The 12,536-nt window shown below is 44.0% G+C and carries 15 protein-coding genes; 12 read left to right on the top strand and 3 right to left on the bottom strand.

The window, feature by feature from the left end; translation table 11 throughout:
- Nucleotides 1-1,431, top strand: coding sequence for a hypothetical protein (locus BMW93_RS10755; protein ID WP_143061633.1), 1,431 nt, complete (start codon nt 1-3; stop codon nt 1,429-1,431).
- Between the two features lie 136 nt (nt 1,432-1,567).
- Here BMW93_RS10755 and BMW93_RS10750 read toward each other — a convergent pair whose 3' ends face one another.
- Nucleotides 1,568-2,116: a recombinase family protein gene (locus BMW93_RS10750; RefSeq protein WP_090375262.1), complete on the bottom strand. Its 549-nt coding sequence runs from the start codon at nt 2,114-2,116 to the stop codon at nt 1,568-1,570.
- Nucleotides 2,117-2,927: 811 nt separating this feature from the next.
- Here BMW93_RS10750 and BMW93_RS10745 point away from each other — a divergent pair.
- From BMW93_RS10745 to BMW93_RS10695, 10 genes are all read left to right on the top strand, one after another.
- On the top strand, nt 2,928-3,434 hold the full coding sequence (locus BMW93_RS10745; protein WP_229240340.1) for a toll/interleukin-1 receptor domain-containing protein: 507 nt from the start codon (nt 2,928-2,930) through the stop codon (nt 3,432-3,434).
- 1,032 nt (nt 3,435-4,466) lie between these two features.
- Nucleotides 4,467-5,225: a hypothetical protein gene (locus tag BMW93_RS10735; protein ID WP_090375257.1), complete on the top strand. Its 759-nt coding sequence runs from the start codon at nt 4,467-4,469 to the stop codon at nt 5,223-5,225.
- 106 nt (nt 5,226-5,331) lie between these two features.
- A complete protein-coding gene (locus BMW93_RS10730) occupies nt 5,332-5,601 on the top strand; it encodes a helix-turn-helix domain-containing protein (RefSeq protein WP_090375255.1) in 270 nt (89 codons plus the stop codon).
- Nucleotides 5,598-5,921, top strand: coding sequence for a hypothetical protein (locus BMW93_RS10725; RefSeq protein WP_090375254.1), 324 nt, complete (start codon nt 5,598-5,600; stop codon nt 5,919-5,921). Before BMW93_RS10730 ends, BMW93_RS10725 begins: the two co-directional genes overlap by 4 nt.
- Nucleotides 5,908-6,279 (top strand): hypothetical protein, encoded by a 372-nt coding sequence (locus BMW93_RS10720; RefSeq protein WP_090375252.1) that lies wholly within the window; start codon nt 5,908-5,910, stop codon nt 6,277-6,279. Before BMW93_RS10725 ends, BMW93_RS10720 begins: the two co-directional genes overlap by 14 nt.
- Nucleotides 6,276-6,974, top strand: coding sequence for a hypothetical protein (locus BMW93_RS10715; RefSeq protein WP_090375250.1), 699 nt, complete (start codon nt 6,276-6,278; stop codon nt 6,972-6,974). Before BMW93_RS10720 ends, BMW93_RS10715 begins: the two co-directional genes overlap by 4 nt.
- Nucleotides 6,967-7,491, top strand: a complete 525-nt coding sequence (locus BMW93_RS10710; protein WP_090375248.1) for a hypothetical protein — start codon at nt 6,967-6,969, stop codon at nt 7,489-7,491. Before BMW93_RS10715 ends, BMW93_RS10710 begins: the two co-directional genes overlap by 8 nt.
- A gap of 262 nt (nt 7,492-7,753) precedes the next feature.
- Nucleotides 7,754-8,413, top strand: a complete 660-nt coding sequence (locus tag BMW93_RS10705; protein ID WP_143061632.1) for a plasmid mobilization protein — start codon at nt 7,754-7,756, stop codon at nt 8,411-8,413.
- Nucleotides 8,410-9,255, top strand: a complete 846-nt coding sequence (locus BMW93_RS10700; protein WP_090375244.1) for a relaxase/mobilization nuclease domain-containing protein — start codon at nt 8,410-8,412, stop codon at nt 9,253-9,255. The genes BMW93_RS10705 and BMW93_RS10700 overlap by 4 nt, the downstream gene beginning before the upstream one ends.
- A gap of 55 nt (nt 9,256-9,310) precedes the next feature.
- On the top strand, nt 9,311-9,784 hold the full coding sequence (locus BMW93_RS10695) for a hypothetical protein (RefSeq protein WP_090375242.1): 474 nt from the start codon (nt 9,311-9,313) through the stop codon (nt 9,782-9,784).
- 163 nt (nt 9,785-9,947) lie between these two features.
- On the opposite strand, the gene BMW93_RS10690 is transcribed toward BMW93_RS10695, so the two are convergent.
- Together BMW93_RS10690 and BMW93_RS10685 are read right to left on the bottom strand one after the other, a co-directional pair.
- The gene (locus BMW93_RS10690; protein ID WP_090375240.1) at nt 9,948-11,039 is read right to left on the bottom strand and encodes a hypothetical protein; all 1,092 of its coding nucleotides are present in this window, start codon (nt 11,037-11,039) and stop codon (nt 9,948-9,950) included.
- 3 nt (nt 11,040-11,042) lie between these two features.
- A complete protein-coding gene (locus BMW93_RS10685; protein ID WP_143061631.1) occupies nt 11,043-11,834 on the bottom strand; it encodes an RNA polymerase sigma factor in 792 nt (263 codons plus the stop codon).
- A gap of 135 nt (nt 11,835-11,969) precedes the next feature.
- On the opposite strand from BMW93_RS10685, the gene BMW93_RS36240 reads away from it, so the two are divergent.
- Entirely contained in the window at nt 11,970-12,200 is a 231-nt protein-coding gene (locus BMW93_RS36240) for a helix-turn-helix domain-containing protein (protein ID WP_090375236.1), read from the top strand.
- The last annotated feature ends 336 nt before the right edge of the window (nt 12,201-12,536 follow it).

The following is a 12,536-nucleotide window of genomic DNA, read 5'->3' as shown; positions in this document are numbered from 1 at the left end:
ATGATACAAAGGATCGAACGATACTTTCTTCTAAATCATCCATTGCTTTGGACATCAGGTCTTACGGCTTTTGTGCCGCTTTTATTCATTATACTGTTATTTAATATCATACTTTCTTTAACATTAAGTTTGTCAATTACTTCTGCGCCAAATATTTCACCAATCATCTATGCAGAGTTAATTATCATTCTAGCTTACCATTTAAGCTTCATCTACGTGAAGGGGCGATGGCTGCTTGATTTTTGTCAAACATTTAAAAAATCTTTGATAGTATCATTAATATTAACATCAAATATAGTTTTATTTCTTCTGGTAACTTTCCTCCCTCAATCAGTTGCAAAGGCGAGACTCAAACCTTTATTTGGTAATATATCAGCGGAGCCTACAAAGTGGGATACCTATACCCTTGGGGTTTACAGCCACAACAAAATACCATATCCGCACCATTCAATAGACCCAATTTTAGACGTATCTACCGATTCTAGCGTTGCCAGAGTTGTAGCAAGCTTGATGCATTTAGAAAATCAAGATTTATACTATGAGGTTGATGAAACCAAATCGACCTCTTCGTTCATCTTAAATGTGTTTGATGGTGATGTATATAAACAAGGCCGAATCATGAAGCACAGAATCTTTGCTAAACTTGATTTCCATGAAATTCTCTACAATTCTGACGCTCCATACAAAATTTTCAAAAATTCATTGACTATCGCCAAGTTTGATATCAAGGGAAAGCAACTCGAGTCGAATAAAAGCTACGACTATTGCTATTATGACGATGAAAGTAATTACCGCGTATACTGCTATGAAAATATGATTATACCAAACATAATTTACTCAAAACTTCGAAACAAATTATCAGGAATTGAATCTTCTGTTTCAACGGCATACATCAGAAGCGAGCTTGAAAAATTTGATTTTATTTTCACTTTTAGTCTTTTTCCCACAGAAGATCAAGATTTTCATTTGTCAAATTTCTATATATTTTTCTTTCTAGGAATTGGATACTATCTTTTACTAGTTAAACATTTGCCAGATGGTGACCTAAGTGTTAATTTTACATTGTCATTACTAGCTGTCGTCTTAATTTTTGGAATAAGCTATTTATACAATTTAAGCATAGTTAGCAGAGCATTTTTAATTGGCAAATCAATCCTGCCAATTATTATTGTACTTCTTTTAATTATAATATCACTGTATTTGTGGTTTATTTTGCTTCGAATCAATGAGTGTACTCCAGAAAGTACAAGAAAAATTTTCTTTGCATTTCTTTTCTCGATATATATCCAGTTTATACTTTGTCAATACCTGTTTAATGTCGAGCTTCTACCTACTTCACTTAGACTGTTTTTAATTTTCTTTATTTTATGGATAAGCAATGCGTTCTTACTAAATAGATTGAGAATTTTTGAATGGCTACCAAGAAGCTAAATCGTGCAATTCATCGTTGCACAATCGAAATAGAATCTTTCAAGATGTGTTGCTCTTCAAACCACTGGAATTAGTTTAAGCGATCAACCGACATATTTCTTTCTGAAATTTAGTTATTCGCATTAATTTTGTTTCGCTATTTTTCCTTTTCCCAACCTTGCGCTTGAATTCCCTCGTGACGAAGATATTTATATAGGGTTGCTTTGCTTCCAATTTTCAACTGTTCACAAATTTGCGTAGTTGTGTGCTTCTTACTTTCATAGAGAGTAGCAGCAAGGCTTGCGATTTCCTTTGACTTTTTTGTCAATCCTTTAGGCCTACCACCAACTCTGCCCCGTGCTCGCGCAGCTTCGAGCCCTGCAAATGTCCTTTCTAACAAAATCTCCCGTTCATTTTCGGCAAATACAGAGCTGAGCATATACCAAAGCCGACCCATCTTAGTCGATGTATCGATACCTTCGGAAATACTACGGAAGTCCACTCCCATCTCCTTCCACTCTACCATCAGCTTGATCAGCTCATAAGTGGCCCGGCCAAGGCGATCAATTCTCCAGACAACGATAACATCTCCCTTTCGCAATTCGCAAACCATCCTTGCATACTCCGGTCTATCCTTGGAAGCACCCGACACTTTCTCATGAAAAATCTTCTCGCACCCCGCCTTTCGGAGGGCATCGAATTGCAGGTCCTGATTCTGTTCATTCTATGATGGCAATATACTGTAATTAGATTTCATGTACCACTAAAATGAACTCTATATCGGCGGATTTCGGCGTAAGAGGGATCGTTTATACAAACGTTATCCGAATACATAAAAAAGACCGATTATAATAAGCATCAGCCCCTACATGCAAAATATCTCGATACAGTGATGTGCTGCATACCATTCGCGGTTTCTCTTGTAGGTGAAGCCCTCTTACGACCCCTTAATCTATGTCTAAAAATTACTTCCGGGATAAAATTTTTAGAGTGATGAGGAATAATTTTAAAAAAAGTTTACAAAAAAATACGTGTAATGCATTGATAAACAAGATATTGAAATTACAGCAATTATGAAAAGTAAACAAAAATTATTGTTTCTTTTTACAGAATTCTCTAATTTGCTCACAAGTAATCGATAGATTACCTTCTTGCAATGATCTAGTTTGGTGCGCAACATTTGCGTCTTTGTTTTTTGGATGCATACAGCAACCGCCGACATCAGGTACACGTGAGATTCAAATGTTTTTTTAACACACTGTAATTTTTTTGTTATGTCAAGATGCACAGCACCAGTAAATGGTCATCGCACAGCAAGTGCCGCGGCAGCCTGCCCGGCGTGCAGTAGTAGGTACAGTCGATACAGCAGTTACAATAGCTACGTATCAAATTCGTACTCATATACATCTAATAGTTCTTCTTCTGGAAGTAGTCGAAGCAGTAGCGGCGGATCCGGCAGTAGTGCTAGGCCGCGCTGGTCGCGATCAGGCTCATCTCTGGTTTATACTCCAGCTGAGGTGCGCACTCTAACACCAGTTCGAGAGAGCTTTGAGAAAAGAGATACCATACCTGATCTTCGTGACATATTTCTCTGCCATGCTTGGGACGACAGGAAGGGAGCCGCCAAGGAGTTACATGATTTGCTTGAGTCAAGCGGTGTTTCGGTTTGGTTTAGCGAAAAGGACGTTCTACTTGGCACGCCATTGCTTCGCGAAATTGACAAAGGTTTAGCAAAATCAAAAGTCGGAATCGTACTAGTAACTCCTGCATTATTACTTCGTATTCAAGGAGCGGGAATTGCCGACAAAGAGCTTTCCGCACTTCTCGCGCGTGACCTGCTTGTTCCAATCGTACACAACACAACGTATGATGCTCTCCGTGATGTTAGCCCTTTGCTCGGCTCAAGAAGCGGCATGAGCACTGCGGAAGATACAATGGAAATTATCGCAGCCAAGCTGGCCGAGCTGGTAACTCCCGACGGCGAATCATCATGTGTCGCGACCAAGCAAAAGGTCGAAATGTGAGCATGTCCCCGCAGTCATGATGGGTATTTATTGAGCAAAATGTCCAACAAGCACCTTCTAGAATGCGCAATCCCACTGCTACTAAACTTAGTTGAATTTCCGACGAATGTCGGCCACATAGTCGACTTTGGCTTCTGGCGCCGAGCAATGAGTTCCATTGCTGTTATTCTATGAGATTGGTAATAGAGGTCCTCATTGTTCAGACAATGGGGACTTTTTATGACATGAATACTACTATACTATTAAGTTTTCTTTTTTCCCCTCAAAATGAGACTGAACAATGAACTTTCCAAACGAATAACTCTACTTTCAGTTTGGTCACTATGACGCTTTGATCATTATAGACTTTCTACCGAGACCGCCTTCTCACGGCACTTTTTGAAAAAGAAACTGGCAAAAGGTAATATATCCTGAAAGTGAGAGAGCAGCGCTCAGTAAACTGTTTATAAAAGGCGACGGGATCCGGTGGATCCGCAAGGAAATACGGCTAGCCCTTTCTGATGTATATGAGTTAGGCGACAATGTTAAAAGCAGAATTAGAACGCTTCGGCTTCGATTGCGCCGATATTGAGATGATGCATACATATAACAAGCCTAGGAAAAACCGCTTTCTAGGGGTCGGCAGAAGGACCTAACAAAGTTTGAAATTCCATATATTTCTCTGGTTAGGCCAAGTACTGATGTTCACGATATTGGTTTGGTGCGCTAGATCGTCATTTTTTGAGGAGGGCGTTCTGGTTCCATTCGAAGTATTACAATTTTTGGCGTTCAAACAATATCAGGGAGAAGACATCTCGCAGCCTCCATTCGACGAAATGCATTTCCGGCGCGAAGAAGAAGTCGAATTCAATTTATTCAAGAAGAAAAACGTGCTTCCAAACAACAGATGACTAGTTTTAGTGGGCGCCTGAATTTCACTTTAACGACCGCATAATCAAACTGATATATTCACGGCCTGTTCAAGAGGACGGGTGCAACGGCCAATCCCACTTGCGTTTTCCCAAAGTGACATGTAACTTATGGTTAAAAAATATGCTACACTCCTATTTTAAGATCCGTGATCCGTGGAATTTCAGAGCGCATCAATTCGAAATCGGCCCGCCGTTCATCAGGAGCTCTTTCCACGACAATCATTTCTTTTTAAAGCTTTACGAGCTCAGAAAAGACGATTTCTCTGACTTTTACGATTTCCATCTTCGCCACTACCTTCAAAATGCCTCAGGCATTGAGAGCGATTTTCACAGCTACGTTTCTGATATCGTTTCAACACGGATTGCACAACTAAAGCTCATCGATCCATTTTCCCGCAAGGCACTACACGCGAAACAACAGACTGAGCGGCTAAGAACCTTCCAGACCTTTCTCCGCTCGATCGACAAGTGGAGCTCCTCACAAACCCTAGAAGCCGTTATTACAGAAAACAACAGAGAAATCGTTGGACTTAAACAGCAAATCACTGAGCTCAAAGATCAACTCGACGCACTTCGTCGTTATGAAACAAAGACCAAGATCGATATTCGTGACAAGCACCTTCCCACTTTCGTTCACCTCATCCATCAACTACAAGTGTTGATGCTTCCTGACGAGCGCAGGCTTTTCAACTTTCAGGAACAGAGCGGGTGGTACAAGCTGGTAAGTAAATATTTTACACATGATCGCAAGCCAATCCCTATCGAAACGGCCCGCAACTATTTCCCCGTCCATAAAGAGAAGACGAGCAAAGAAATTGAGGTCCCGGACCATTTGCGGCTCTTTAAAATTATCCTGACCAGCTCAGAGCCAGGCTGCTGATGACCAGCTGCCAAGTTTGGTCATTGAAATCAGCACTCTCTCGTTCACTTTTGCAAGCAGCCGGCAGCCTTCACGCCGGGATGTTTCACAATAAACTTGCAGAACAATGAATGTAGAGATGATCACCAGGGAGGATCTGCAAAACCTGAAAAATGAAATCGTTGCAGAGCTCAAATCAATCCTTTCGCACGAGAAGCCCTCGGAGGGCACCTGGCTCAGAAGCGCCCAGGTAAGGAAGATGCTAAGCATTTCACCGGGCACCTTGCAGAACCTTCGCATCCAGGGACACCTCCGGTTCACCAAGATCGGAGGATGCTTCTTTTACAGTCAGCGGGACATCGCTGCCATGCTCAACCAAAACGGTTTTAAGCGATGAAAAGGCTTAACGACGCAAGCGCCGCCATGGACATGGCTCTGCTTGAAGCCGTCAAATCTGACGACCGGCTCAGCTGCTATCACATCAGCCTTTACACCGCGCTTCTTTACTACGGCAAAGGGATCAGGCAAATCCCGTTTCATGCCAGGCGCCGGAAGTTGATGGGGTTTTCCAGGATTAAATCCGGAGCGACTTATCACAAATGCCTGCGGGAGCTGGTCAGCTACGGCTACCTGGACTATCATCCTTCTTTTCACCCGCAACAAGGTAGTCGTATAGTATTGACCGGAACAGCTGTCGACTCCGATGCTGATCGATGAGCAGCTGTTAATCGAGCTCTTCGAACAGAAAGACCGGAAACGCAGAGAGGCCTTGGTCGGGCTTTTCCGAGAGGACCTTTTTGCTAGCCTGACACGTGCCAGGATTGCCGATATGATTAATATCAAATTAGGCAGGCCAGGACTTATCAAGGCGGAAGATGTGCGCTACTGCCGGTTTTACTTCAAGGACAAAAAAACTAGGCGGATTCCCAGAACTGTGGAAAAGACAATACGTAAGCCGGATCAACCGCAAGACGCTGAAAGCAGTCAACCCGGCGCTTTCAAGGTGACCGATCCGGATGAAATCAAACTGGAAGACCAATTTAAGTTTAAATCAAAACATTCAACCAAACAATGAAAAAGCAATTTCATTTCATCGTGCAGGCCAAAGGTGGTGTGGGCAAAAGCCTGCACACCTATCTGAGGGCACTTTCCGAAGCGGACAGTTTTTCCCTTTTTGTAGACTTGGACAGTTCCACAAAAACTTCTTCCAGGCAACTGGCTTTTCTCGGACAAGACCGGTTTGAAGCTTTCTCCCTGCTTGACGGCCGCGAAAGGTTAATGCGTGATCTTTTCATCGGTTATGTGGAAAGCCTGGTAGATAGCCCTTTCGACAAAGTATTTATGGATTTCGGAGCTCCGGAAAGCGAGCAGTTACCGGCATTGATCACTCGTGATATCGATTTAAAGGAATGGTGTGACGAGCTTGGCATTGAAGCCATATTTCATATCATCATCGGGGGTGGTGGAGCATATCTGGCCAGCATACAGTTTTTGGAAAAGATGAGGGCAGCATTAAAGTCAAAATTCAAGATGGTGATATGGCAAAACCTCTTCGGTTTTAACCAGTTTCCAGGTTTATCCCAAGAGCTTGAAGATAACTGCACCGCACTCGGACTTGACCTGAGACGCTTCGGCGATTTTGAGCCAGCCTCACTTTTAGGCGGACAGATCCTCGATGGCATCCGTAATGGCTATTCGCTGAAAGACTATCCACCGGGCGCAAGGCTCAGGCTGAAAAAGGAACTTAAAGAGAATTTCAGCGATGAATAGCCCGGAGCCCAACCGCCTTACCCAGACCAGGGGTAAGTATGCGGCCAAGTATGGACACGAGATCGATGACTGGTCAGCCATGTTTCTGACTGAAACCCAAGAGCATTTCCAAAATCTAGAAGCCAGCGTAGGTAAGTCCATTGCAGCTATCGACCGGGCTGCATTGGAGCTGAAAGGCAGGAAACGGTTCTTGCAGTTTCAAGACCGTAACCAGGCGCTATTTTATGGCTTAGGGGTAAGCGCCCCTTACTCCATTGCAGGGATTGCCATTGCCGTCTTGTTCTATGTATTGATACGCCATGGGCAGCAGTATGTGGAGCGGCAGAGGATTTTGGACGAGTACCGAAATGCACCGGCTTACAAACAGATCATCGAGCAAGGAAAAATCGTCGAGTACGATAAAATGCTTTACCTGCAACTAACACCTTTACCTAAAAAGGGAAAAGTCCAGATCGGTGAGCACTACGTTTATGACTCCCAGGGTAAACGCGTGCTGGTTCCGCTAGGGGCCGAGTAGTACAGCTTGTTTTTCAAACGATTTCGAACAAAAGCGAACAACTTCAAACGCTTTCGAACGAATTCAAACACTTTCAAACAAATCCGATTTTTTTAAAACGGAAGCGAACGCTTTCGAACAGTTTCGAACGTGGGCTGTGGTTTTCTCCCTAGCCAGCTATCGCCGGTACGTCGCAAAATGCGACTTCCCGGCGGAGCTGGCCAGGAGAAACCCCTGGACCCCTGCTATTCGCCTCCGGCTCATAGCTAATCCCGAAAGACATATGCAAAATCAGAAAACGAAAGGCAGACCGCCCAAGGAAAAGGGCACCGCCAAAAGAGACCACTTTTCAGTCTGGGTGAGCGCTGAACAGAAAACCCAGATCAATCAGATGATCGAAAAAAGCGGGCTTTCCGCCAGTCAGTATTTCTTGACATTAGCGCTGAATGTCCCTTTTAAAAAACCGCAAAAAAGATCGCTCCCAAAGGCGACCGCTGACACGATCCGAATACTGGAACAGCTTTCGGGAATCCTGTCGCTGGCGGTTCTGAAAACCAAAGATCAACAGATGCTTTCCGCTCAATGGCAACAGAGCAGTCAGCGTGTCAGGTTACTTGCTGAGCTCATCACCTTGTGGGTATTTGAATCCTTTGAGATCCGTAGCATAAAGCAGACGCTTGATAGCCTGTGCTCATGGTTAGGTGGGTTGACCAACTTTTTGTCGCTATTTCCTGATGAGCTCGAAAGCAAGCAGCAGCTTATTGAAGAGTGCCGGTCGAACGCCAGGCTTGCAAGTGGCCTGTGCGATAAGTACCAGGCCCACTATCAGGCCGCATTATCAGAGTTGGAACCAGCTTGGAAAGCAGTAACCGCTGACGCCAGCTCCGTGCACCACGAGATTGAAAGTGCCCTTTTTACATTACTTAAAACGATGAAGGTATGATTGGGAAAGCAAGTTTGGGCAGTAACGCCAAAAGGCTTATCGAGTACTGCTACTACGACAAACAGGTTTCGGCGAAAATGCAAAGAAAGCTGGATACGGAAGAAGTACGTGGAGAACTGGTCTACATACAGAACCTGGGAATTAAAATACAGCCAGATGGAAAACTGGACCTGGATTACCTGATCAAACAATTTGAGGATAACCATTCGCGGAATACGCAGCTGACCAAATACATCTGGCATCAATCGTTTAGCTTCGCGCCAGGCGAAAGGCCTAACAACGAGACCATCACCAGCATCACTGCCGAGTTTGCCAAGGAGTTTGGGTTTGAACAGAACCAAATGCTTGTCTTCAAGCATGAGGACACAAACAATCACCATTTTCATATCGTTGGAAACCGGCTCAACCATAATGGAAAAAATACAGCCGATCACTTTAAGAACTACGCCCGGATCGGGACTTTCTCTCGCAAAATGGAGCATAAACTGGGGTTAGTTCAAGCACCTGATATGCGCATCAACCAGCGAAAGGCGCAGGAACTATCAGTTACAGACAACGCACATTTGAAGCTAAGACAGACGATTGACAAGCTATTAGATAGTGTAAAATCTATTGATGAGCTTAAAAAAGAGCTGGTAAGTGTGGGATATAAATCTTACATCGGGCGCGGCATCGCATTCTTTAATATACAGAAGAAAATTAAGATCAAGGGCTCTGATTTGGGGCGTGACTATTCGCTTTCTTCTCTTGAAAAGCGGTTGGCTCAAAATTTGGAAATTGGCCTTAAAAAAGAGCTAAAACCGGATTTAAAAAAGCAGAAAAAACGCGGTTTGGGTTTATAGATGCAGGCTTTCGTAAAGAATATCCTATTTTAGCCAAAAATAACCCATTACACCCATGAAATTGAAAGCAATTAAATTCTTTTCTCCGGAGGAAAACATTTCCAAAACCAAAGTGGTCGAAAAGGCCGCACCGCTTCCGAAAGGTTACATATCTAATTCCGGCAAGCTTGTTTTCCCGGCATCCGCGCTACGCGACCTGGGAATTGATCCGGAATCTACCCATTTCAAAATTGGAACCCAGGAAGGCAAGCGAAAAATTAAAACCGTATATCTTGTTCCGGCAGCAAGTTCGGATCAAACTTTTTCCTTCGAAAAAAGTGGCAGAGGCCACGTAATTCCATTAGCCGTTATTCTTAAAAAAGGCAACGTCAACTTCGAAAGCGAAAAGCTGATTTTCAAGATTTCCACATTTGATTTTGATCAAAATAACAAAGGCTATGAGCTGGCCATCGAAAACGAAGTGCCAAAACCTGAATATACCGGAAAGCCCCGTGGCAGAAAGCCTAAGACTGCGGTTGAAGCAGAATAAACATAATTTTAAAATGCAGGTAACCGAGACCGGTTACCTGCTCAATATCGGGTCACGTTTGCTTACTGATAATTAAGCTAACCCAGTTGTATGTGCCCCTAGGCACTTAATGAAACCGCCAGTGGTTTCACCCTGCGGCTGTACAAGCAGCCTCTGTGAAAGATCATTCTACCAGCACAGCAATTCCCACCTTCTCGGCTTTGCGCTCTATCTTTTGTTTGAGGCCGTAATAACCCCAGTTCCGGAAAAGGAAAGGGTCTTCCTTCGCTTGCTGCTCCTTCTCGGTCTGGTCTACGAGCAGCAGCGTCGCTGCGTTATTCCTAAGGCATATGTCAATTAACCTCTTACTGTATACGTGTTGCTTGTGCGACACATACCGCTTCTCTGAGTGTATCAGTTGATCGATGCTCGTTTTCCTGAGCTTCCTTCGGCTGGTTTGATTCATAAAGGCCATCGCTTTTCTTTTCCGCCGGATGGCAGCCTGGATAGCGAGCCTCTTGTATAAATACTCGTCTTTGCTTCCGATAGTATAACGCTTGGTGCCAACTGAAACGATGATCGGGTAATCCAGCGACAAACTCGCCTCTGCAATGATATCCTGGTCAAGCGGTTGCTGTTGCCGTTCTGTTTGAAAAACGGCAAGCATGAAAATCTTTCCTTTGTCAAGCACCAGTGAACTGGTACAAAGCTTTACCTGACCAGCTAGTAGTCTTTGAAGCATTTCCCGCTTGTCATGGCCTGTTTTTCCAAGGTATGTCCTGAACGGAAAATCGAATAACGAAAAGTGAAACACAGCCCCTTCTTTGCTGCTTCTTAGCCTCTTGACATCGGTTCCTTTAAACGGGATCGGGATTTCTTTTCTAAAACTGGGCATTCCGCTTTCGCCGCTAGCTAACGCTTTGCTCATCTTGTTGAAACTGGCGACCAGATTACCATTCAAGGCGCTCATGACGTGCATCGGGATACTTCCTTTGTAATTTTGAGCAAGCACCTGGTAGCTGGTGTTCATTCTCGATGTCGATAGCATCCCGTACTCGTCCTTTTTGATGTCAGAAAGCCTGGCCCTCACACCCTCAGTCAGATAAAGCATTTCCCTGAGTTGCTGTTGGACGTACTGATGCGTATAGATCTGATTAGCGGCTTTGAAGCAGATGTAGCGCCATTGGTAGAGCGTATCGATAATCTTGTTCTTCTGATCGATGTCGTCCGAATCGATCAAAAGCCGGATCTTCCGGGTAGTGAAAAGCTTTTCCATAACCTAACGCCCATTTTGCTTCCAATGATTTTTGACAAGCTGATATGCTTTGATGTAATGCTGCTGTACCTGGGTTTGCGGATAGCCTAGCATGGACGCTATGTCCGCAAAAGACTTCTTCTGATCTTGCCTGAGCTCGAAAACCGCGGCCTGCTCACTGCTGAGTATATGATCGTAAGGGTACGGCTGCTTCGCTTGCCTTATAGGCACAGGCGCGCGGGGCGCTACCATTCTTTTAAGCTCCTCTACGGCCTTTTGGATTTCGCTGGTCACATGCAGCGTACTGGCTCCTATTCTTTTCGCCACCTCGCGCGCGCTGTGTCCGTCCCCGAAATGAAGGCTGGCTATTAACTGGCGCCGTTTGGGTAGAAATGAGATCGCTTTCGAGATTTCATCCCATCTTTTTCCTTCGGTACCATCCTTGAAATAGCTCTCCACATTTGGCTTCTCACCGAGGAAAGGCTCCAAATGGTCTATTTCCGTCATTTTCCGGTATATCTGGTATGCCGGTTTTTGGATCTGTTTCAGGAGCTGCCAACGGAGGTTAAGACGGATAAACCGGTACGCATGAGGGAGGCTTTCAATCTTATCGCGATGTGCCCAGACTTTCAGGTAACATTCGTGCAAGACGCAGCTTACCAGAAACTCGTCATTAACTAAGCTCTTGCCAATATATAAAAGGCTAGAAAATGACTTGTCGTAAAAGCCTGTAAATGCGCGTTCATCACCATCCTTAAACCTGTCTAACAGATCGACGTTTCCGCCAGACTTGGCATGTAGATTTCGAATTCCCATATCATACATTATTGACCTAGTATTACGTCACTTCATCTATTTAGGTGCCTAAAACTGCGGAAAGCAGACACGCGGAAACATTTGCTTAGTTATAACTAAGCACAAAAATAACGATGTTTTTGGTTCTTGCAACCCATGCCCGAAAAAACAGATTTCGAAATTGCGGTGATAAATCAAGTGAGGAAAGTCCGAAAAGCTAAGGGCTATACTCAGGACGATCTCGCTATGTTTCTAAATTTGACAAGGGGATTTATTGGACAAATCGAAAGTCCCAAATTTCCAAGCAAGTACAATATTGAACATATTGGAATACTCGCGCGAGAAATGAACTGCTCTCCAAGAGACTTAATGCCTGATCAGGTATAGCAAAGAGTGCATATAAACTCCAATAGCATAGTAGGCCTCATTCTAAGCTATAGCTTTTTCTCCCCCCGAAGACGTCACTTTATGTCTGACTAGTCTTGACAATTACATCGTTGGACAGATCACATCTTACTTCTGAAGAGTAATGCTAATATCGGATATTACATCCGCAACGGGCAGCTTGTGTCTGGTTAACACGAAACCCGGTTAAAGCAGCGATTTCTTATTGTGCATTGTCAACCTATTGTCTGGCTATTTGTCTTGGACTCTCATTGCGATTCATTCAAAAGGCCAATCAAATGCCATTAGCCCACATCATAAACACAAAATCCTTTCCGT

It is taken from the genome of Dyadobacter sp. SG02, from assembly GCF_900109045.1.
Lineage (GTDB): Bacteria > Bacteroidota > Bacteroidia > Cytophagales > Spirosomataceae > Dyadobacter.
The sequence above is the reverse complement of the archived record's forward strand: the minus strand, read 5'-3'. Positions and strand labels throughout refer to the sequence as shown.